This window comes from Streptomyces sp. SP17BM10, from assembly GCF_036322405.1.
GTDB lineage: Bacteria > Actinomycetota > Actinomycetes > Streptomycetales > Streptomycetaceae > Kitasatospora.
The window spans coordinates 23,883-44,437 of sequence record NZ_JAQYXB010000684.1; the positions used below are offsets into that span (position 1 = coordinate 23,883).

The following is a 20,555-nucleotide window of genomic DNA, read 5'->3' on the forward strand; positions in this document are numbered from 1 at the left end:
CAAGAGACTTCACATCGACACATCCACCGATACACTGATCGTCATGGAGGACGAGGTCGACAGGCTGGTCGCAGCGTGGCGCCGGGAGCGCCCCGACCTCGACGTGGAGCCGCTGGAGGTGCTCAGCCGGGTCAGCCGGCTCGCCCGGCACCTGGACCGTGCGCGCCGCACCGCCTTCGCCGAGCACGGCCTGGAGCCCTGGGAGTTCGACGTCCTGACGGCCCTGCGGCGCGCCGGCTCCCCCTACCAGCTCTCCCCCGGGCAACTGCTCACCCAGACCCTCGTCACGTCCGGCACCATGACCAACCGGATCGACCGGCTCACCGGCAAGGGCCTGGTCAAGCGCCTGCCCGATCCGGACGACCGCCGCGGCGTCCTGGTCCGGCTGACCGACGACGGCCGCGACCGCGCCGACCAGGCCCTCGCCGGGCTGCTCGCCCACGAGCGCGAACTCCTCGCCCAGCTCACCGGCGACCAGCAGGGCGAACTCGCCAAGCTGCTGCGGCTGTTGGTCGCCCCCTTCGACAACATCCCGGGCTGACCGGCCGATCGGCCCGCCGGCACGGCCCAGGCCGGCTCAGCCGGTGGAGGCGACCGACGGCGGCGCGGCGGGCTCCGCGGGACTGACCCCCGCCCGGCGGGCGACCGCGACGGCGGCCAGGGTCGAGTGCACGCCGAGCTTCCCGAGCACGTTCTGCATGTGCGTGCGGACGGTGTGCGGGGACAGGTAGAGCCGCTCCGCGACCGCCTGCCGGCCCAGGCCCGCGACCATGCACCGCAGGATCTGCTTCTCGCGCGGGGTGAGCGTGTCCACCAGGCGCTCGCTCTCGGTGCGGTCGCGCCGGGCGGTGGTGAGCTCCCGGATCACCCCGGTGAGCAGCGCCGGCGGCAGGTGCGTCTCGTCCCGCAGCACCCCGCGCACGACCGCGAGCAGGCGCGCGAGCGAACTCTCCTTCGCCACCCAGCCGGTGGCCCCGGCGTGCAACGCCCGGGCGGCGCGGTGCGGGTCGTCGGCGGTGGCCAGGACGATCGCGCGCAGCCCGGGGTGACTGCGGCGGACCCGGCCGAGCAGCGTGATCCCGTCCGGCGGCGGGGCGAGCGGCCGCAGCTGGTCGGTGCGCAGGTGCTCGGCGCGGACGTGCTCGGCGCGCTGGGGATCGGGCCGCAGCGGATCCGCCGAGCGCCCGTCCGGACCCGACGGCGGCACGGCCGGGCGGCGCGGCGGCGGCGCCACGGGGGGCGGGCGCCGGCGGGACGGGTCCAGCGGCTCGGGCCCGGCGCGGACGGGCTTGCGCGGCCCCGGCGCCACGGCGGCCTCGGACCCGAGGTCGGCGTCGATCAGGACCACGTCGAAGGCCCGGCCCTCGACGGCGGCGCGCTCCAGGGCGCGCTCGGCGGCGGCCGCGCTGCCCGCCGCGCCCACCTCGACGTCGGGTTCGGCGGCGAGCGCCGCGGCCAGGGCCTCGGCGAAGATCCGGTGGTCGTCGACCACCAGGACGCGGATCCGCCCCATCGTCACTACCCCCCTGCTCAGACCGGCCCGAGCCCGGGGGCGGGGACCGGCCCCGGCGCCCGCGGACGCGGCACTCCGTTCCGCCCGCCCGCCGGTGGCCGGCGGGGCCGGACGCGGGCCGCCCCCAAGCGGTACCGCATTCAGCGTACGGGCCTGGGGACGCGCTCGTGGTGGTTTGGTGAAGTTCCGTCAGGAGGTGCGCATGTGACTGGATTTGAGCCGTCAGCTTCGGTTTCCGCCCGATGTCGCGGGCCAGGCCCGGAAAGCGCCGCGGGCGCCGCCCCGGAAGTCCGGGGCGGCGCCTGCGGTGCGTGCGGCCGACTTCGGCCGGCCCTCCTACAGGCCGTTCTTCTCCAGCGTGAACTTCCAGGCGTCGGCCACGATGTCGTCCAGGTTCGGACGGCGCGGCGTCCAGCCGAGGGCCTCGTGGGCGCGCTCGGCCGAGGCCACCAGCACCGCCGGGTCGCCGGCGCGGCGGCCGGAGACCTGCACCGGGATCTCGCGGCCGGTGACGCGCTTGACCGACTCGATCACCTCGCGCACCGAGAAGCCGCTGCCGTTGCCCAGGTTGCAGATCAGGTGCTCGCCCGGCTTGGCGGCGTCCAGCGCCAGCAGGTGCGCGTCGGCCAGGTCGGCGACGTGGATGTAGTCGCGGATGCAGGTGCCGTCCGGGGTCGGGTAGTCGTCGCCGTACACCGCGATGTGCGGGCGCTGGCCCAGCGCGGCCTGGAAGACCAGCGGGATCAGGTGCGACTCGGGGTCGTGCCGCTCGCCGTAGGCGCCGTACGCGCCGGCCACGTTGAAGTAGCGCAGCGACACGGCGGCCAGGCCGTGGGCGACGGACTCGCTGGTGATCAGGTGGTCGACGGCCAGCTTGGTGGCGCCGTAGGTGTTGGTCGGCGCGGTGCGGGCGGTCTCGGCGATCGGCACGACCTCCGGCTCGCCGTAGGTGGCGGCGGTCGAGGAGAACACCAGCTTGCGCACGCCGGCCTCGCGCATCGCGCTGATCAGCTCCAGCGAGCCGGCCACGTTGTTGCGCCAGTACTTCTCCGGGTCCGCGACCGACTCGCCGACCTGCGAGGAGGCGGCGAAGTGGAGCACGCCGTCGAAGGAGCCGTCCAGCACCTTGCCGGCCTCCTGGATCCGGCCCTCGACGAACTCGGCACCGGCCGGCACGCCCTCGCGGAAACCCGTCGAGAGGTCGTCCAGGACGGTCACCTGGTGCCCCGCCTCCAGCAGGTGGGCGGCCACCACACTGCCGACGTAGCCGGCGCCACCCGTGACCAGGTACTTACTCATGATGAGACCTCCAGCGGGCGATGGTCCGCCGGATCGGCGGGCCATCGGAAACGTGCGAACGACTGGCGCCTATTCTCCCTGCCCTCCGGGGGTGCTCCGGACCACGGTCCGCCGGGTCCGCGACCACCTCCCGCGGCGCCCTCCGACGGCACCGTCCGGGCGCTGCGCGGCCGTCCTCAGTCGGCGGCCATCCGCTCCAGCAGACCGGTCCTGGCGGCCACCGCCGCCGCCTCCAGCCGCGTTCGCGCGCCCAGCTTCATCAGCACCCGCTGGACGTGCGTCCGGGCCGTGCTCGCCGCGATCCGCATCCCCGCGGCGATCGCCGCGGTGTCCTCGCCGTCCGCGATCCGGGCCAGCACCTGCACCTCACGCCGGGTCAGCAGGCGCAGCAGCCGGACGGCTTCGTCGTCCGGCTCGGCGGTCGGCCGCAGCAACTGGTCGAAGGCCCCGCGCAGCACGTCCACGGCCACCGCCGCCTCGCCCGCCCGGGCCCGCCCGATCGCCCGCTCGACCACTTCGATCCGCTCGTCGCTCGGCACGTACCCCGCCGCCCCGGCCGCGAACGCCCCGGCCACGCCGCGCAGTTCGCCCACCGGGCCGAGCACGATCACGGCCACCTCGGGCCGCTCCCGGCGGATCCGGCGCAGCCCGTCGAACGCCCCCTGCTCGGCCGGCGCGGCCACGCCGAGCAGGCACACCTCGGGCCGGCGCCCGGCCACCAGGTCGGCGGCCACGCCCACCGGCGAGCCGACCGCGAGCACCCGGTGACCGCGCAACTGGAGCGCGGTCGCGAGTGCCTCGGCCAGCAGCCGGTGGTCGTCGACCACCACGAGTCGAACACCCATGACGCCTCCCGGTCGGGGTCCGGCTCGCGCCCGCTTCCCACGGGCGGGCGGCCGATGACGCACCATCACAGCGCATTCCGTGCCCGACTCGCTAGGCCACCGCGTGTCGGCGGCCCGGCCGGGCCGGAAACGCGAAAGACCCCCGCCTGCTGGCGAGGGTCTTTCAGTGGAGCCCCCATGCGGAATCGAACCGCAGACCTTCTCCTTACCATGGAGACGCTCTACCGACTGAGCTATAGGGGCTTGCCGGACGTTTCCGCCGGGCCGGTCGAACAAGGAAGACATTACACGGCCGTCGGCCCGGAAGGGAAATCGGCTCCGACCTGCCCCGCTCCCCTCCCCCTTGCACCGCCCTCCACAGCCCCCGGCGCCCCCTCTTGCCCCTGCCACCTTCCGCTGCCCCCGCCGCCCCGGCTGACCATCCGCCCTCAGGCCCCGGCGTGCGCCGCATCGAACACCTCGCGGGCCGCGAGCATCTGCTTGGCGCGCCGCTCCGTCCAACGGCCGAGCGGGGAGACCAACTCGGCCAGCTCCCGGCCGAGCGGCAGCAGGTCGTAGACCACGCGCGGCGGCGTCTCCGGGTGGACCGTCCGGCGCACCAGACCGTCGCGCTCCAGCGTGCGCAGCGACTGGGTGAGCATCTTGCGACTGACCCCCCCGATCCCGCGCTGGAGTTCGGAGAACCGCTGCGGCCCGCAGAGGGCCAGGCTCATCAGGATCAGCAGGGACCACTTGTCGGCCAGCTCGGCGAACATCTCGCGGCTGGGGCAGAGCTGGGCGAAGACGTCGTGCTCCGGCTCGTCCTGCTCCTGGCGCTCTTGGTGGCCTTGGTGGTCTTGATGGCCTTGGTGGCCTTGGTGGTCTTGGTGGTCTTGGTGCCATCCGATGTCGGCGCTGGCCGATTCCTCCGTCGTCATGCCGCCCAGGGTAGTCCCGACGGTCTCCAATCCACTCTTGGTAACTTTTGGAGACTTGGTCTATATTGGAGACCGAACAGGGCCCCTTCCCCTCGCCCTGCCTCCCCCCTTCCCGCCGCCGCCCACACAGGAGTGCCGCATGACCGCCATCCGCCCCACCGTCGCCATCGCCTTCCACTCCGGCTACGGCCACACCGCCGTCATCGCCGAGGCCGTCGCCCGCGGTGCCGCCGCCGGTGGGGCCGAGGTCGTCTCGATCGCCGTCGACACCATCACCGACGAGCAGTGGGCCCAGCTCGACGCCGCCGACGCGATCGTCTTCGGCTCCCCCACCTACATGGGCACCGCCTCCGGCGCCTTCCACGTCTTCGCCGAGGCCACCAGCAAGCGCTGGTTCGGCGACGTCTGGCAGGACAAGGTCGCGGCCGGCTTCACCAACTCCGCCTCCAAGAGCGGCGACAAGGCCGGCACCCTCGGCTACTTCCAGACCCTGGCCGCCCAGCACGGCATGAACTGGGTCAACCTGGGCCTCAAGCCCGGCTGGAACGCCACCACCGCCAGCGAGAACGACCTCAACCGCCTCGGCTTCTTCAGCGGCGCCGCCGCCTCCTCGCCGGCCGACGCCGGCACCGAGGCCGTCCACAAGGCCGACATCGCGACCGCCGAGCACCTCGGCGAGCGCGTCGCCAAGCACACCGCGGTGGTCCTGGCCGGCCGCGCCGCCCTGGCCGCCTGACCCACGCTCCTCCACTCGGTCACGCCGCCGGATCCGTCCCCAGCACGGGCGTCCGGCGGCGTTCGCCGTCCACCGGTGCCAGCTCCGCCCCGCACGTCTCCGGCAGCAGCCGCAGGCACAGCACCGCCACCACGCCCAGCGCCGCCACGTACCAGCCGACCAGCTCCGCCGTCCCGTACGCCGCCGTCAGCCGGGTCGCCACCAGCGGCGTCAGCGCCCCGCCGACCACACCGCCCAGGTTGTACGTCAGCGCCGCGCCCGTGTAGCGCACCCGGGTCGGGAACAGCTCCGGCAGGAACGCCGCGACCGGCCCCAGCACGGCGCCCAGCACCACCATCGCCCCGGCCAGCGCCACGAACATCAGCGGCCGGCGCGCCGTCTCCAGCAGCGGGAACTCGACGAGCGACCAGAGCGCCGCGAACGCCGTCGCCCACAGCATCGTGCGCCGCCGCCCCCAACCGTCACTGCGCCGCGCGCTCGTCCACCCGGCCGCGCCCATGCCCACCGCGCCCACCAGCAACATCGGCAGCAGGACGGTGCTCGGCACGCCGAGACCGGTCGTCGCGTACGCCAGCGCGTACGTCGTGGTCAGGTAGAACAGCGCGTACCCCACGGTGATCACACCGCAGCCCACCAGCACGGTGCGCCGGTGCTCGCGCAGCACCTCGACCACCGGCAGCCTCTGCTTCCCCGTTCCCTGCCCCCGCCCCCCGCCCCGGAACAACGGAGACTCCTCCACCTTCAACCGCACGAACAACCCCACCGCCACGAGCCCGAGCGAGGCGATGAACGGAACCCGCCACCCCCACTCCCTGAACGACCGCTCGTCCAGGGCGAGTTGCAGCAGCAGGAACACCCCGTTGGCGAGCACGAACCCCACCGTCGGCCCCAACTGCAGGAACGCCCCGTACCGCCCGCGCCGCCCGGCCGGCGCGTGCTCCGCCAACAACAGCGCGGCCCCACCCCACTCCCCGCCGAGCCCGACCCCCTGGCACACCCGCAACACGACGAGCGCCACCGGCGACCACCACCCCCACAGCGCGAACCCCGGCAACACCCCCACCGCCGCCGTGGCCACCCCCATCACCAGCAGCGACACCACCAGCGTCGCCCTCCGCCCCAGCCGGTCCCCGAAGTGCCCGAACACCACGGCCCCCAACGGCCGCGCCAGGAACGCCACCGCGTACACCGAGAACGCCGCCAGCAATGCGCCCACGGTGCCCAGTCCAGGAAAGAACACCGTCCCGAACACGAGCGCAGCCGCAGTCCCGTAGATGAAGAAGTCGTAGAACTCGATCGCCGTTCCGACCAAAGCCGCAGCCGCCGCCCGCCGCACTTGCGCACCCATGCCGCCAACCCTGCCCGCACCACCCATCCCACCCCCAGCCCCCACCCGAGTGACTGGGGCGCGCGATCCTGAGTAGCGATACTCATGCGCGATCCGAGCGCCCCTGACAGACTCACGACACAACGACAACCGTTCGAGCGTCGCAACACTTTGGAGGAGGGCGTAGTGGGGGGCCATGTCAAGGTCAATCCAGGCGAAATACACAAATCGGCTGGCGCCGCACGGGCAATCGGCGAGGACTTCACTAAGCCTTACGAGACGGCCATATCCGCCAGCCACACGGCCGCCAGTCAGCTGACAGGTTGGTCGGTCACCGCAAGGCTGGACAAAGTGGCGGGCGACTGGGCGCCCGTGCTGGCCGGCGTTCGCGACCGCCTCAACAAGACGGCCGACAACCTTGAGGTCACCGCGCAGGCCTACACGGCCAATGAGAACGCCAACGTCGAGGTCTGGCAGAAGCAGAAGATCGGCGAGGCATGGGAGAAGCCGGCCCAATGAGCAACCTGTTCGAGCTGTTGCTCAGCTTCGACCCGACCGGCCTGCACGACGCGGCCAAGGCGTGGCGCGGGCTGGCCAACGGCGCCGAGTCAGCCGAGACCAGGCATCGGAACCAGGTGAACGGCCCGCTGCGAGAGATGCGTTGGGAGGGGAACGACGCCCAGTACGCGTTCTCCACCATGGGCCGGACCGAGCAGATTCTGGAGATCGTACGAGTCGAGTCCGCAGCTGCCGCACTTGTGTTGGACACTGTCGCCGAGCGGATCTCCCAGGCACAGACAAATCTAAAGAACGCCGTGCACCACGCCGAGGAGTGGGGCCTGACCGTCGGTTCCGACGGGACGGTAAGCCTCCCGCCGCTGGGCAAGGGCGAAACGCACGATCCCGACGCCGTGTCCAGCCCGGAACGCACGGCGCTGACTACTCTGCGCGGGGACGCCCAGGAATGGATCGACAAGGCACTGGCCGATGCGAAAGAGGCGAGCGACAACGGCGACCACGCCCTCAGCCGCCTCGATGCCGACATCCTGACCCGGCCGCGGGTGTTCGGCTCCACGGCCGAGACCGCCGCCGATGTGAAGGACGTGGCCAAGGACCTCGGTCTCGCCGAACCGTCCGTCCCTGACAACAAGGACCCGCAGAAGTCCGCCGACTGGTGGAAGTCGCTGAGCCCTGAGCAGCAGAGCAGCTACCTTGCGCTCTACCCGGCCAAGATCGGAGGACTGGACGGCCTGCCCGCAACGGTCCGGGATGAGGCGAACCGGCTGGCCCTCGAGCAGGAGTTGGACGGGTTGCAGACCGGCAACGCGCGCGGGAGCGGCATGACGGCCGACGAGTACAACACCCGCGAGCACAATCTGATGAAGCTCAAGGAGCAGCTCGACCAGCACGACAGCGCAGCCGAGGACAAGCAGTTGTTCTTGCTCGGGTTCGATGCCGAGGCCTACCACGGCGACGGCAAGGTGATCATCGCCATGGGGAACCCCGACATAGCCGACCACACCGCCCTCCTTGTGCCGGGGACGGGAACGACGATCGACAGCACTGGCGGAAACCTCGCACGCGTCAACGACATGCAGGACGCTGCGAGGTCGGCGTCCAAGGGGACGAATCAGAAGGTGTCGGTGGTCTATTGGCTCGGATATGACGCCCCCGAGATCCCGGTCATGCAAGCGCCGAACCTCGCCGTTGGCGGCACCACCCGGGCCGAGGACGGCGCCGAAGCCCTGCGCCAGTTCACTCAGGGCACCCGGGTCGCCCAGGGCGACCACCACAGTCACCTCTCGGTCTTCAGCCACAGCTACGGGACTACGCTCGTCGGCGCGGCCGCCGCGGGTGGGAACGGACTGGGCGCCGACGACATCGTCGCGATCGCGAGTCCCGGCATGACCATCCAGCGCGCCGACCAGCTCCACATCGACCCGAGCCACTTCTGGACCGGCAGAGCGGCGGACGACCCGATCGAACTCGCAGCGGGATTGACCCTCGGCGACGACCCGATGATCGACCGGTTCGGCGGGAACAACTTCGAGGTCGACACGTCCGGGCACAGCGGGTACTGGGACGGCGGCAAGAGCCTCGACAACCAGGGTCGCATCATCGTCGGGAGACCGCCGAGCATTGTTCCCAAATTGCACGACAGCCCGTTGCCTCCCCCGTGACCGTCAGCGCCGGCCCGGCCTCGGCCCAGCCGGACCGGTCCTCACCCTGCCTCGGCCGCAAGGATTCCATTGTGCTGTTCCACGCTCCACGAAACGCTGTACGCCCTGTCGGACCCCGGCGCCTGAGTGCTGCCGCAATAGCACTCTGCCTGCCACTGATTCTCGGAGGATGCATGTCCACGCCCGGTCCCAACGATCCTCTCCCCGTCAAGGCCCGCCAGGACGCCCAGGACTGGGCCAAACACATGACCGAGTACATGGCGCAGACTGCCGGAGCAGTCCTGGACACCGGAAGCACCGAGCCGATCTTCAGCGACTGTGTCGGCAAGAACGACGAGGTCGTAAATGACGGCCGGTACAAACTGATGTACGCGGTCTACAGCTCCACCCCGCTCGAGCAGCACCCTGAGGCCATCCGCAAGGTCCGCACGATGCTCGAACAGCAGGGCTTCAAGATCGACGGCTACCGGGAGAGCATCAACGGCAAGGTGGACACGATTCTCGACGCCTCTCAGCCATCGAGCCGATACCTGATCACGGTCGAGACCACGACCGGAGGCCTTCTCGCTTTCCGGGTCCGAACCCCCTGCCTGATGCCCCCCACAGCAACAGAGACTCCTCGCTGACACCGGCCTGCTCTGGCTTCGCCAACCGGCCCTCAACCGCGAGCCCGGCAACCCGCCCCGGCCGCACTATCAGTGCGTGAACGAGTTAGTAAACGGTGGCACTGGCTCTCAGACGACTATCGCTGTACGTTGACAGCCAGCGCAGCACCGCCAGGTCAGGCCGGACAGACCGAGGCTGAGGCCAGAGCCACTCGCGCCCTCCGCACAACCCTTGCCGGCCCAACTCCCGCACCCCAGCGACCCGCGCACCACATACCAGCCAGCGACCTGAGCCGGGCCTCCGAGACCCATGTCAATCGCCATTTATCAACTTCGACAATGCCGTCGACCGTGGGCGCTTTGACCCGCTCGTCGGTCACGCGGCTGTGGCTTGACTTCTGCCATTTGAATTAGGCATACCGATCTTCTACTTCCTTCTGCCATCCCAGTCGGCGCAGTCGAGGCAGTTAAACCATGCTGCGACTGCCGCCGACTATCTCGTGGACGGGTTGTCCCCGGGAGCCGTCGGCGGCTCATAGGCGGAAACCTTTCCGGCCACGTCTCGCCGCCGGGCCACGAAGAACACCGCACCCGCCGTCAGCACCACCCCGCTGACCATGGCAATCGCAATCGGTAATACCACGCTGCCTGAATCAGATGACTTGTCCGTGATGGGCGCCACTGCCGGAGAACTTAAATTCGTCGGCCCTACGGCCACGATAGCGGGTGAGGTCGCCAGAGCAGAAGGGGCAGTGATCGACGACGATGCCGAGGGCAGCAGAGCCGTCTTGCTCGGAATCGGATACACATCCGCCGGCCCCGGATCGCCCGGCGTAGTCAGCGCGATGCGCGGCCGGACGGCGCCGTATCCAACACTGTCATTGCGGCTGGAACCGTCGGACGGCTTACCCGCCGTGTTGATGAGCACTCGCAGTACTTGGTTTGCCGTCCAGTCGGCGTGCACTGCCCACACCAAGGCCGCTGAGGCAGAGACCAGGGCGGTCGACGCGGAGGTGCCATGGGCCTTGCAGTAGCCCGTCGCGCCGGTGCACGCGTCGATAATGTCCATGCCGGGTGCCACGAGGTCAACCTGCGGCCCCTGTTGGGACTCCGTCGTAGCCGTCAAGTTCTTGTCAACAGCCCCAGCGCCGACCACGTAAGGAAGACCACCCGGATACTCGACCAGATTCCCGTCCCGGGCACTGTTTCCGACACTCGCGACCACCAGCGCACCCTTCGCCGCTGCACGCGCGAGCACGCTGGTCAGTTTCGCCGTGTCGTCAGGGGCCACGGTGACTTCCGCCGTTCCCTGCGAGATGTTGATGATCTTCGCGCCTTGATCAATGGCGTAATCGATAGCTTGACCGATCTGGTCCAGGAAGATGTGTGACGTAACTCCACTTTCCTCGCCATTATCGATTTTCAGCGGAAGGATCTTGGCTCCTGGGGCCAGACCATAGGCACCTCTGCCTCCCATGCCATTGCCGGTCCCCGCGATGATGCTTGCTATTTGCGTCCCGTGGCCCTTGAGGTCAGTACCAACCCCACCCACACTTCGACTGAAGTCCTTCCCTGGGAGCAACTGCCCTACCAAGTCCGGGTGATCAAACTTGAAGCCCCCGTCAATGACTGCGACCGTCACGCCCTGCCCAGTCGATGTCTTCCACATCTCGGGTGCATGCATTGCGTCCAGATGCCACTGATCATCACGGATCGATCCGTCCGCAACTGCCGGAGTCATGGCCGAGCCAGTCACGAAACCGGCTGCCAGGAGCGCTCCAGCGAAGATCTGCCCACGTGCTCGTCCATTCCTCCGCCACATCACGACTCCTCGTCGGTCTCCCCGCCAGCCAAGGGCTACACCCCGGACGGGTCTGCCCGGCGGCGGGGGTACCCCGGCGGCCGGGCAGGCAGTCAGTTCTACTCAACCACGTTCGGGTTGCTGTGCGGTGTACCGCTGGTCCAGGTCTCCTCGTCCTCGCCCAGGTAATCGGGCCGTTGGCGGCGGTCTCGCTCATTCCGTCCTGCCCCGCCTCCGTGCACGCCAGATCCCATCATGCCGATCTGACCCGAACCGGCAGGACCCCCGCCAGCGCCAACCCGCCTGCGTAGGCCGGTCCCACCAGGAGTGAACTCCCCGCCGACGGAGGGTCCCTTGCGTTCTCCAACAACCCCGCCAGGCGTCGAGGTCAGACCCGCCCTGCGTCGTGTGCCCCCACCTGAACCACTCGATCCATGGCCCACTGCTCCGGGGTGCACGCCACCTACCCCGGGCATACCAGACGTGCCGGCCTGACCCGGCTGAGCCTCGCGGGAGCCGAAGACGGCCCCGGTGGGCAGGCCAGGAGTGCTCGTCTCCCCTGGAAGAGCCCCGCCACCGAAGGGCGCTGGACGATTGGAAACCGATCCACCCCTCTTGCCGGAGATCGACCCGACGCCGCTGACCGAGGCCGACCCGCCGTTCCGGAAGAAACCACCCATCGAAACCGGACTGCCAATCGGGAGAGCAGGGTTACCTCCGCCCTCCCCACTTCCGCCTGAGCGCCCAGGGGGTCCTCCCAGACTACCGAACGGTTCACTCCCGCCGTCGACAGCACCCGCCGGACTGCCTTGGCCTAGGAGGGTTGGAATAGCCGGCAGGCTGTCAAGGCCCATACCAGGGCGGCTGACAGTACCCATCGGGATAGGCGAAAGGGTGAGAGCTCCACCCCCCTCTGCCAATGGCACATACCCGTCGACGTGCGAAGAGACCGGCTCCGTATACGCCGCCGCGCCCGGCACCTGCCATGCTGGCGCCGCCTGGCGGAGCCCTACTGAGCCCCCGCTGTAGCTGCCGCTGCTTCGACCGTAGTCTCCAACTGTGCTGCCTGTACTCGCGCGGGAGTGTCGGTTGGCATCACCAGGAACCGCGCTTTGGGCGCTCCCACCTGGCGAGTAGTCAGACGAGCCGACCCTGTCCTTGTCCGGCGCCCGCGGCAGGTTCGGCTCCTCCAGCGCGTTCAGCGTCGCGCCGGCCGCGGAGTAGGCCTGCGCCAGCCTCTCCATCTGCCGGATGGCTTCGGTATGTTCCCGATCGACGATCGACTTCGCTATCGCCGCCCGATCGTCGCTGATCCAATCCGGACTGCTCGTCCTCGCGATGTAGTCGGAGGACTCGGGGGTGCCGACCTTCGGCGTCCCGCTGGCCGGAAGGCCCTGTCGCTGGCTTATGGCGGTGGCGAGCAGAGCGATCTCCGCACGCGGGGGTTCGGGGACGGCGGCCCGGGCGAGGCTGAGTGCCTCGCCTGCCTGGAGAATCGCGTCGCCGGCCTTGGTGGAGTAGTCACCCAGCAGCGCGGCCGACTTCTGCAGGTTTCCAGCCCAGGTCTTGAAGCTCTCGGCAGCCGGTCCTTCCCACCCGACGTTGTCGACGTGCGACTTGAGTGCCGCGCTCAGGTCCTTCAGGACTTCGCCGGCCGCATGCAGTTGTACACCGCGGTCCACCACGGTCTTCGCATCCGTCGAACGGACCATGTCCTTCAGCTGGGCATGGTCGAACTGCCCAAAGTTCGTTCCGCCTGCCATGTCGTCACAGCCCCTCGACGCTCTTCGACGCTGCCCCGCCCGCCTCGCCCAGGTTCGCGTGCACGGCCTTGTGCGCGTCGGCCGTGGCTTGCTCGTTGCCCGCGTAGTTGCCGGCCGTCTTCGCCACCGCGAGCTTCATCGCCTCGATCTGGGAGGCGAAGTCCTTGTGGAGCTTGACGAGCTGGGTGTGGACCTTGTCGTACGCGGCCGTCAGGGCCACCGCCTCCACGACGTTGCCGCTGTACGCCCCGCTGATCAGGACCTTCCCCGTCAGCGTCTGCTCCTGCAACTTGTCAGGGGCCGCCGCCGAGCCCTCCATCGTCTGCAGCAACACCTCGATCCGGTTCGCGAACGTCGTGAGCGTGTCGAGCTCCACCTTGACGTCCTGCTTGCCGAACGCGGACACCAGATCGGCGACGTTGGGCGTCTCCGGCACCCCCACGGGCTGGTTCGGCTTCGGCCTCGGACCGGGCGGGACTTCTCCTGGCACTGCGAACACCCCTCTCCCCCGGCTGCGGATGGCGGCCCGCAACGCACCGTCAACTACCAAGCCGTGTAGTCACTGTCGGCGACGCCACCACCCCGACGGGTTGCCGACACGGGCCATGCTAGCGATCGGCACCGTCAGCCTTGGTGCGCTTGGGTCCGATCGGTACGAACGGGCGGGCGCGCGCCGGTAGAATCGCGGAGTACGACCCGATCTGCCGCGCAATGTCGCACAGCAGCGACCCCCTGGCCGCAGAACGGACGTGACCGCATGCCTGTCGAGGAGATCCCCGCCACCGCCTGGTGGGCCCGTGCCGTGCGGCCGTCGCCGGTCGCGTTCCCGGGTGCGCTGGTGGTGCGGGCGGCTGCCGGCATGGGGGTGCCGCTCGTTCTCGGGTTGGTGGCGCACCGGCTGGATCTCGGGGTGTTCGCCGGGCTCGGGGCGATGCACGCGACGATGAACGACCGGGCCGAGCCGAACGGGCTGCGAGTGCGGCGGATCGGGACGGCTGTGCTGGCCTCCGCCCTCGGGATGCTGATCGGGACGGTGCTGCAGTACGCCCACGTCTCGCCGGTGGTCCTCGGTGCCGCGCTCACCGTCGTCGCGTTCGTGTCCGGCGCCCTCAGCGCCACCGGCCCGCGCGGTTCCGCCGCCGGCATGCTGCTGCTGGTGTCGACGGCACTGGGGAGCGGGATGCCGCTGGCCCGTCCCTGGTGGGCGGCGGCGCCGATGATGCTGGTGGGCGCGGCGTTCGTCGTCGTCCTCGGGCTGCCGGCCAGTCCCGACGCGCGCAACCGCGCGCTGGCCGCCGCGTACGACGCGCTCGGGCGCATGCTGGCCGATCTCGGCACCCCGCAGGGCCCCGCCTCGCGCCGGGTCCTGACGGCCCGGCTGAACCAGGTGCAGGACTTCCATCCGGACCGAAGCGATCCCCGGTACGAGGCTGCCCTCGCCGCCTCCGAGGCGGCCACCGGGCTGCTCTGGGCACGCCGCCCCGTCCCGCCCGAGGTCGCCGACGTCCCCGTCCGCCTCGCACGCGCGATAGAACGCACGACAGAACGCACGACGGAACACCCAGGAGCCGGAACAGTCGGAACAGCCGGACCAACGACCGTCCCCGCCTGGCACCCCGACACCCCCGCCCGCCGGGCCCTGGACGCCGCCCTGCGCGCCGCCGCCGACACGGTGGCCGGCCGCGAGGTCGCGCTCGGCACCGCGCCCGCGCCGCCGCCCGACCCGTGGCGCCTCCGGGCACGCCTGCTGTCGCGCAGCTCGGCGACGTACGGGCTGCGCGTGGCGCTGTGCATCGCGGTCGGGGCGGTCGTCACCGCCAACTACCCGCTCAGCAAGAGCTACTGGGTCCCGATGACGATCGCGTTCGTGCTCAAGCCGGACCTCGGGTCGGTGTTCCTGCGAGCCACGAGCCGCGCGGTCGGCACCGTGCTCGGCGTCGCGCTCACGGCCGCCGTCCTGAGCGCGACCACCGACGAGTGGGTCCTCACCGCCGTCGCCGCGCTCTGCGTGGCCCTGCTCCCGTACGCGACGGCGGCGCACTACGGGCTGACGACGCTCGCGATGACGCCGATGGCACTGCTCCTGCTGCAGCTCGGTGGCCAGAGCAGCGCGGCCGAGTTCCGGCCGCGGGTGCTCGACACGGCCCTCGCGAGCGCGATCGTGCTGGTCTTCGGCTACCTGCTGTGGCCGGAGCGCCCGCGCCACCGGATCGAGCCCCGTCTGGTCGACGCGGCCACCACGCTCCGGGCCTACCTGGACGCCGTGACGACGACCGGGCGGGCCGAGGTGTGGCTGCGCCGCGCCGCGTACCGGTCGCTCGCCGACGCCCGCCTGGAAGTGCAGCAGGGCCTCGCCGAACCGCCCCCGACCGGCCGGCTCGCCGAGCGGTGGCTGCCGGCGACGGCCGCGCTGGAGCGGCTGGGCGGCGGGGTGGCGGCGTACGCGGCGCAGATCCGGTACGGCGGACGGGTGCCCGATCCCGCCGAGGTCGACCGGGTGCGCCGGGCGCTGGACGACCTGACGGCCGCCGCCCGCGCGCACCGCCCGCCGACGGGCCCCGCAGCCGGCCCGACGACGCCGCACGACCCGGCGCGCAGTGCGCTGGGCCGTGCGGCGGACGAACTCGATGCCCTGCTCACCGACTGACGAGCAGAGAATCAGACCTGCTCGGCCAGCTCCAGCCAGCTCATCTCCAGCTCCTCCTTCTCGTCCCGAACGGCGCGCAGCTGCGCGTCCAGCTCCGCGACCTTGGAGAAGTCGGCGGCGTGCTCGGCGAGTTGGGAGTGCAGCTTGGACTCCTTCTCGTCCAGCTTGGCGATCTGCCGCTCCAGCTTCTGCATCTCCTTCTTGGCGGCGCGCAGGTCCCCGCCGGAGAGCCCGGTCGCGGCGGCCTCCCCGACCGCGGGAGCGGCCGAGGCGGAAGCCGCGGATGCGGCGGCGGCCGCGGCGGCGGCCATCTTGGCCCGGCGCTCCAGGTACTCGTCGACGCCGCCCGGCAGCATCCGCATCCGCTTGTCGCCGAGCAGCGCGTGCACGACGTCCGTCGTCCGCTCGATGAAGAAGCGGTCGTGGCTGATGACGACCATCGAGCCGGGCCAGCCGTCGAGGAGGTCCTCCAGCTGGTTGAGGGTCTCGATGTCGAGGTCGTTGGTCGGCTCGTCGAGGAAGAGCACGTTGGGCTCGTCCATGAGCAGGCGCAGCAGTTGCAGTCGCCGCCGCTCGCCGCCGGAGAGGTCGCCGACCGGCGTCCACTGCTTGTCCTTGCCGAAGCCGAACTGCTCGCACAGCTGGCCGGCGCTCATCTCCCGGCCCTTGCCGAGGTCGACGCGCGAGCGGACCTGTTCGACGGCCTGGAGCACCCGGACCGCCGGGTCCAACTCCGCGATCTCCTGGGACAGGTAGGCGAGCCGGACGGTCTTGCCGACCTTGATCACGCCGGAGTCCGGCTGCACGTCGCCCTCGGAGGCGTAGGCGTCGCGCATCGCGCGCAGGAGGGAGGTCTTGCCGGCGCCGTTGACGCCGAGCAGGCCGATGCGGTCGCCGGGGCCGAGCTGCCAGGTGAGGTTCTCCAGGAGCAGCTTGGGGCCGGCCTTGACGGTCACGCCCTCCAGGTCGAAGACCGTCCGGCCGAGGCGGGCGTTGGCGAACTTCATCAGCTCGGACTTGTCGCGCGGCTCCGGCACGTCGGCGATCAGGGCGTTGGCGGCCTCGATGCGGTAGCGCGGCTTGGAGGTGCGGGCGGGGGCGCCGCGGCGCAGCCAGGCGAGCTCCTTGCGGGCGAGGTTCTGGCGCTTCTGCTCCTCGACGGCCTCGATGCGGGAGCGCTCGGCGCGCGCGAAGACGTAGTCGGAGTAGCCGCCCTCGTACTCGTGGACGGTGCCGTTCTGGACGTCCCACATCCGGGTGCAGACCTGGTCGAGGAACCAGCGGTCGTGGGTGACGCAGACGAGGGCCGAGCGGCGCTTCTGCAGGTGCTGGGCGAGCCAGTTGATGCCCTCGACGTCGAGGTGGTTGGTGGGCTCGTCGAGGATGATCAGCTCGGGCGAGCCGAGGAGCAGCTTGGCGAGGGCGATCCGGCGGCGCTCGCCGCCGGAGAGCGGGCCGATGACGGTGTCCAGGCCGTCGGCGAAGCCGGGCAGGTCGAGGCCGCCGAAGAGGCCCTCGATGATGTCGCGGATGCGGGCGTCGCCGAGCCACTCGTGGTCGGCGCGGCCGGCGATGACCTCGTGCCGGATGGTGGCCTCGGGGTCGAGCGAGTCGTGCTGGGTGAGGACGGCCGGTTCGAGGCCGCCGTTCCAGGTGATGCGGCCGCCGTCGGGTTCCTCCAGCTTGGCGAGCATCCGGACCAGGGTGGTCTTGCCGTCGCCGTTGCGGCCGACGACGCCGATCCGGTCGCCCTCGCTCACGCCCAGGCTGACCGCGTCCAGCAGGGTGCGGGTGCCGTAGACCTTCGTGACGGACTCGATGGTGGCGAGGTTGACGGCCACGTGTGCTGCGCTCCTGGGGTTCGGCGGTGCCGGGGCGGCCCGCCGTTCACCCGGCCGGGCACCCCTCTCGGGGACGCCCCGATCTCCCCAGCCTAATGGGCCCGCCGAAGCGCCCGCACCGCCGAGCTCAGCCCCACTGCACTGGACTACGCGGCCGGATCCACCACCGCCGCCCCCGCCACCGGCCCGTGCGTCGCGTGCGCCGTCCGGCAGGTGCCGGAGGCGCGCAGCGCGGCCGCGATGGCGGCGGCGCCGTCGGCGTCCTTGGCGAGGAACGCGCAGGTCGGCCCGGAGCCGGAGACGAGGGCACCGACCGCGCCGGCCTCGGTGCCGGCCCGCAGGGTGGCGGCGAGGCCGGGGCGCAGCGAGAGGGCGGCGGCCTGGAGGTCGTTGGAGAGCGCGGCGGCGAGGGCGACGGCGTCGCCGTCCGCCAGGGCGGTGAGCAGCGCGGGGTCGGCGTCGGGGGTGGGGACGTCGGCGGCGCTGGAGCCGGTGCCGGCCTCGTCGCGCAGGCGGTCGCACTCCCGGAAGACGGCGGGGGTGGAGAGGCCGCCGTCGGCGACGGCGAAGACCCAGTGGTAGCTGCCCTCGACCGGGAGCGGCTCCAGGATCTCGCCCCGGCCGCGGCCCAGCGCGACGCCGCCGACCAGGGCGAAGGGCACGTCGGAGCCGAGTTCGGCGGCGAGGTCCAGCAGGACGTCGGCCGGGGTGTCCAGCTTCCACAGGGCGTCGCAGGCGACGAGTGCCGCCGCGCCGTCGGCACTGCCGCCGGCCATGCCGCCGGCGACCGGGATGGCCTTGGCGATGTGTAGGTGCACGCCGGGGTCGGCGATGCCGTGGTGCGCGGCGAGCAGCCGGGCCGCGCGGGCGGCGAGGTTGCTGTCGTCGAGCGGGACGGCGTCGGCGTCCGGTCCGCTGCAACTCAGCGTGATGCCCTCGCCCGGGGTCGCGGTGACCTCGTCCCCCAGGGCGACGGCGAAGAAGACGTTGGCGAGGTCGTGGAAGCCGTCGGCGCGCAGGCCGCCGACCCCCAGCTGGACGTTGACCTTGGCCGGAACCCGTACGGTGATCACTCGTTCCCGGCCTTCGGCTTGTGCTCGGCGATGGCGGCGAACTGTTCCACCGTCAGCATCTCGCCGCGCAGCTTGTGGTCGATCCCGGCGGCGGCGAGGGCCTGTTCGGCCCCGGCGGCGGAGCCGGCCCAGCCGGCCAGGGCGGCCCGCAGGGTCTTGCGCCGCTGGGCGAACGCGGCGTCGACCACCGCGAACACCTCCTCGCGGCTCGCGGTGGTCTCGGGGGGCTCGCGGCGGATCAGCGAGACGAGGCCGGAGTCGACGTTGGGCGCGGGCCAGAAGACGTTGCGCCCGATGGCGCCGGCCCGCTTCACGTCGGCGTACCAGTTGGCCTTGACCGACGGGACGCCGTACACCTTGTTGCCGGGCTTGGCGGCGAGCCGGTCGGCGACCTCGCTCTGCACCATCACCAGCGTGCGCTCGATGCTGGGGAAGGTGGCCAGCATGTGCAGCAGGACGGGCACCGCCACGTTGTACGGGAGGTTGGCGACGAGCGCGGTGGGTGCCGGGCCGGGCAGCTCGGTGACCTCCATGGCGTCGCTGAACACCAGGTCGAAGGCGTCCGCCTTGCCGGGCATCCGGGCGGCGACGGTGTCCGGCAGGTGCTGCGCGAGCACCGGGTCGATCTCGACGGCGGTGACGTGCCGGGCGACCTCCAGCAGGGCGAGCGTCAGCGACCCGAGCCCGGGGCCGACCTCCACCACCGCGTCCTGCTCCGTCACGTCGGCGGCCCGGACGATCCGCCGCACGGTGTTGCCGTCGATGACGAAGTTCTGCCCGCGCTGCTTGGTCGGCTTCACGCCGAACGCGGCGGCCAGCTCCCGGATGTCGGCGGCGCCCAGCAGGTGGCTGTCAGGGGTGGGTTCGGTGGTGCTCACGCGCCAAGGATACGGGCGCGGGCCCGCCCGGCCGGACGCGCCGGACCGGAGGGCGGGAGGGCCGGGCTCCCGGGCGCCGCCCGCCGATCAGGCGCACCCCGCGCATCTCCCGGCCTGGCGTCCCGCTCAGCACCCGGCTCGGCGCCCCGCTCAGCACCCGGCCTGGCACCCCGCGCAGCACGCCGTGCGGCACCCCGCTCAACACCCGGCCGGCGTCCGCCCCACCCGTCGGCGGGCCCGCCTCAGTACCCGAACGCCCGCGCCGTGTTCGCCGCGATCGCCGTCGCCAGCTCGTCCTCGTGCAGCCCCAGCGTGGCCGCCATCGACCGGACCGTGACCGGGATCAGGTACGGGGCGTTGGGCCGGCCGCGGTAGGGGTGCGGCGTGAGGAAGGGCGCGTCCGTCTCGACCAGGACGCGGTCGAGCGGGGTGGCCAGCAGGGCGTCGCGCAGCGGCTGGTTGGCCTTGAACGTGACCGGGCCCGCGAACGACAGGTACCAGCCGTGCTCGGCGCAGACCTTGGCCATCTCCGCGTCGCCCGAGTAGCAGTGGAAGACGGTCCGCTCGGGGGCGCCCTCCTCCAGCAGGACGGCGATGACGTCCTCGTGGGCGTCGCGGTCGTGGATGACGAGGGCCTTGCCGTGCCGCTTGGCCATCTCGATGTGCCGGCGGAACGACTCCTTCTGGATCTCCACGCCCTCGGGCCCGGTGCGGAAGTAGTCGAGGCCGGTCTCGCCGACGGCCCGCACGTGCGGCAGCGCGGCGAGGGCGTCGATCTCGGCGAGCGCCTCGTCCAGCGCCGCCGCGCCGCCGGCCGGGCGCTGCTGCCCGGACCACCCGTCGGGGTCGCCGAGGAAGATCCGCGGCGCCTCGTTGGGGTGCAGCGCGACGGCTGCGTGGACCTGCTTGAAGCGGGCGGCCAGCTCGGCGGCCCAGCGCGAGCCGGGCACGTCGCAGCCGACCTGGACGACGGTGTCGACCCCGACCGAGGCCGCGCGGGCGAGGCCCTCCTCGGGCGTGCCGGACTGCATGTCCAGGTGGGTGTGCGAGTCGGCCACCGCCACCGCCAGGGGTTCCGGCAGCGGCGGCGGGGTCGACCGGTCGTCGTCCTTCTTCGCCATCAGTCGTCC

At 71.6% G+C, this 20,555-nt stretch carries 17 protein-coding genes and 1 tRNA gene; 6 read left to right on the forward strand and 12 right to left on the reverse strand.

Annotated elements, in window-relative coordinates:
* Nucleotides 1–43: 43 nt before the first annotated feature.
* Nucleotides 44–541: a MarR family winged helix-turn-helix transcriptional regulator gene (locus tag PUR71_RS39220; protein ID WP_329932077.1), complete on the forward strand. Its 498-nt coding sequence runs from the start codon at nt 44–46 to the stop codon at nt 539–541.
* Nucleotides 542–577: 36 nt separating this feature from the next.
* On the opposite strand, the gene PUR71_RS39225 is transcribed toward PUR71_RS39220, so the two are convergent.
* The 5 genes from PUR71_RS39225 to PUR71_RS39245 all read right to left on the reverse strand — a co-directional run bounded on the left by PUR71_RS39225 (nt 578) and on the right by PUR71_RS39245 (nt 4,574).
* Nucleotides 578–1,513 (reverse strand): response regulator transcription factor, encoded by a 936-nt coding sequence (locus PUR71_RS39225; protein ID WP_329932078.1) that lies wholly within the window; start codon nt 1,511–1,513, stop codon nt 578–580.
* Nucleotides 1,514–1,849: 336 nt separating this feature from the next.
* Nucleotides 1,850–2,812: a UDP-glucose 4-epimerase GalE gene (gene galE, locus PUR71_RS39230; RefSeq protein ID WP_329932079.1), complete on the reverse strand. Its 963-nt coding sequence runs from the start codon at nt 2,810–2,812 to the stop codon at nt 1,850–1,852.
* Between the two features lie 176 nt (nt 2,813–2,988).
* Nucleotides 2,989–3,657, reverse strand: coding sequence for a LuxR C-terminal-related transcriptional regulator (locus PUR71_RS39235; protein ID WP_329932080.1), 669 nt, complete (start codon nt 3,655–3,657; stop codon nt 2,989–2,991).
* Between the two features lie 167 nt (nt 3,658–3,824).
* Nucleotides 3,825–3,900, reverse strand: a tRNA-Thr gene (locus PUR71_RS39240).
* A 185-nt stretch (nt 3,901–4,085) separates the two neighbouring features.
* Nucleotides 4,086–4,574 (reverse strand): winged helix-turn-helix transcriptional regulator, encoded by a 489-nt coding sequence (locus PUR71_RS39245; protein ID WP_329932081.1) that lies wholly within the window; start codon nt 4,572–4,574, stop codon nt 4,086–4,088.
* 139 nt (nt 4,575–4,713) lie between these two features.
* Between PUR71_RS39245 and PUR71_RS39250 the strand changes: the two genes are divergently transcribed.
* Nucleotides 4,714–5,310: a flavodoxin family protein gene (locus PUR71_RS39250; RefSeq protein ID WP_329932082.1), complete on the forward strand. Its 597-nt coding sequence runs from the start codon at nt 4,714–4,716 to the stop codon at nt 5,308–5,310.
* A 19-nt stretch (nt 5,311–5,329) separates the two neighbouring features.
* Here PUR71_RS39250 and PUR71_RS39255 read toward each other — a convergent pair whose 3' ends face one another.
* Entirely contained in the window at nt 5,330–6,658 is a 1,329-nt protein-coding gene (locus tag PUR71_RS39255; protein WP_329932083.1) for an MFS transporter, read from the reverse strand.
* Nucleotides 6,659–6,742: 84 nt separating this feature from the next.
* On the opposite strand from PUR71_RS39255, the gene PUR71_RS39260 reads away from it, so the two are divergent.
* The 3 genes from PUR71_RS39260 (at nt 6,743) to PUR71_RS39270 (ending at nt 9,443) form a co-directional block, all read left to right on the forward strand.
* Nucleotides 6,743–7,156, forward strand: a complete 414-nt coding sequence (locus PUR71_RS39260; RefSeq protein WP_329932084.1) for a hypothetical protein — start codon at nt 6,743–6,745, stop codon at nt 7,154–7,156.
* The gene (locus tag PUR71_RS39265; protein ID WP_329932085.1) at nt 7,153–8,817 is read left to right on the forward strand and encodes an alpha/beta hydrolase; all 1,665 of its coding nucleotides are present in this window, start codon (nt 7,153–7,155) and stop codon (nt 8,815–8,817) included. The genes PUR71_RS39260 and PUR71_RS39265 overlap by 4 nt, the downstream gene beginning before the upstream one ends.
* Nucleotides 8,818–8,990: 173 nt before the next feature.
* Nucleotides 8,991–9,443 (forward strand): hypothetical protein, encoded by a 453-nt coding sequence (locus PUR71_RS39270; RefSeq protein ID WP_329932086.1) that lies wholly within the window; start codon nt 8,991–8,993, stop codon nt 9,441–9,443.
* A gap of 472 nt (nt 9,444–9,915) precedes the next feature.
* Here PUR71_RS39270 and mycP read toward each other — a convergent pair whose 3' ends face one another.
* Together mycP and PUR71_RS39280 are read right to left on the reverse strand one after the other, a co-directional pair.
* Entirely contained in the window at nt 9,916–11,163 is a 1,248-nt protein-coding gene (gene mycP / locus PUR71_RS39275) for a type VII secretion-associated serine protease mycosin (protein ID WP_329932087.1), read from the reverse strand.
* Nucleotides 11,164–12,990: 1,827 nt separating this feature from the next.
* Complete coding sequence (locus PUR71_RS39280) at nt 12,991–13,422, reverse strand: hypothetical protein (RefSeq protein WP_329932088.1); 432 nt, start codon at nt 13,420–13,422, stop codon at nt 12,991–12,993.
* A 321-nt stretch (nt 13,423–13,743) separates the two neighbouring features.
* On the opposite strand from PUR71_RS39280, the gene PUR71_RS39285 reads away from it, so the two are divergent.
* Nucleotides 13,744–15,633 carry an FUSC family protein gene (locus PUR71_RS39285; protein ID WP_329932089.1) on the forward strand — a complete coding sequence of 630 codons (1,890 nt, stop codon included), beginning with the start codon at nt 13,744–13,746 and terminating at the stop codon, nt 15,631–15,633.
* 11 nt (nt 15,634–15,644) lie between these two features.
* Here the strand turns inward: PUR71_RS39285 and PUR71_RS39290 are convergent, their stop codons facing one another.
* The 4 genes from PUR71_RS39290 to PUR71_RS39305 form a co-directional block, all read right to left on the reverse strand.
* Entirely contained in the window at nt 15,645–17,474 is a 1,830-nt protein-coding gene (locus PUR71_RS39290; RefSeq protein ID WP_329932090.1) for an ABC-F family ATP-binding cassette domain-containing protein, read from the reverse strand.
* Nucleotides 17,475–17,620: 146 nt separating this feature from the next.
* Nucleotides 17,621–18,547 (reverse strand): 4-(cytidine 5'-diphospho)-2-C-methyl-D-erythritol kinase, encoded by a 927-nt coding sequence (locus PUR71_RS39295; protein ID WP_329932091.1) that lies wholly within the window; start codon nt 18,545–18,547, stop codon nt 17,621–17,623.
* Nucleotides 18,544–19,425: a 16S rRNA (adenine(1518)-N(6)/adenine(1519)-N(6))-dimethyltransferase RsmA gene (rsmA, locus tag PUR71_RS39300; RefSeq protein WP_329932092.1), complete on the reverse strand. Its 882-nt coding sequence runs from the start codon at nt 19,423–19,425 to the stop codon at nt 18,544–18,546. The genes PUR71_RS39295 and rsmA overlap by 4 nt, the downstream gene beginning before the upstream one ends.
* Nucleotides 19,426–19,667: 242 nt before the next feature.
* Nucleotides 19,668–20,546 (reverse strand): TatD family hydrolase, encoded by an 879-nt coding sequence (locus PUR71_RS39305; protein WP_329932093.1) that lies wholly within the window; start codon nt 20,544–20,546, stop codon nt 19,668–19,670.
* Between the last annotated feature and the right edge of the window lie 9 nt (nt 20,547–20,555).

Coding starts and splice junctions, on each gene's coding strand:
- PUR71_RS39285 (WP_329932089.1), top strand. CDS start 13,744: ATGCCTGTCGAGGAGATCCCCGCCACCGCCTGGTGGGCCCGTGCCGTG.
- mycP (WP_329932087.1), bottom strand. CDS start 11,163: ATGACTCCGGCAGTTGCGGACGGATCGATCCGTGATGATCAGTGGCAT.
- PUR71_RS39220 (WP_329932077.1), top strand. CDS start 44: ATGGAGGACGAGGTCGACAGGCTGGTCGCAGCGTGGCGCCGGGAGCGC.
- PUR71_RS39265 (WP_329932085.1), top strand. CDS start 7,153: ATGAGCAACCTGTTCGAGCTGTTGCTCAGCTTCGACCCGACCGGCCTG.
- galE (WP_329932079.1), bottom strand. CDS start 2,812: ATGAGTAAGTACCTGGTCACGGGTGGCGCCGGCTACGTCGGCAGTGTG.
- PUR71_RS39305 (WP_329932093.1), bottom strand. CDS start 20,546: ATGGCGAAGAAGGACGACGACCGGTCGACCCCGCCGCCGCTGCCGGAA.
- PUR71_RS39270 (WP_329932086.1), top strand. CDS start 8,991: ATGTCCACGCCCGGTCCCAACGATCCTCTCCCCGTCAAGGCCCGCCAG.
- PUR71_RS39225 (WP_329932078.1), bottom strand. CDS start 1,513: ATGGGGCGGATCCGCGTCCTGGTGGTCGACGACCACCGGATCTTCGCC.
- PUR71_RS39245 (WP_329932081.1), bottom strand. CDS start 4,574: ATGACGACGGAGGAATCGGCCAGCGCCGACATCGGATGGCACCAAGAC.
- PUR71_RS39255 (WP_329932083.1), bottom strand. CDS start 6,658: ATGGGTGCGCAAGTGCGGCGGGCGGCGGCTGCGGCTTTGGTCGGAACG.
- PUR71_RS39260 (WP_329932084.1), top strand. CDS start 6,743: ATGCGCGATCCGAGCGCCCCTGACAGACTCACGACACAACGACAACCG.
- PUR71_RS39235 (WP_329932080.1), bottom strand. CDS start 3,657: ATGGGTGTTCGACTCGTGGTGGTCGACGACCACCGGCTGCTGGCCGAG.
- PUR71_RS39250 (WP_329932082.1), top strand. CDS start 4,714: ATGACCGCCATCCGCCCCACCGTCGCCATCGCCTTCCACTCCGGCTAC.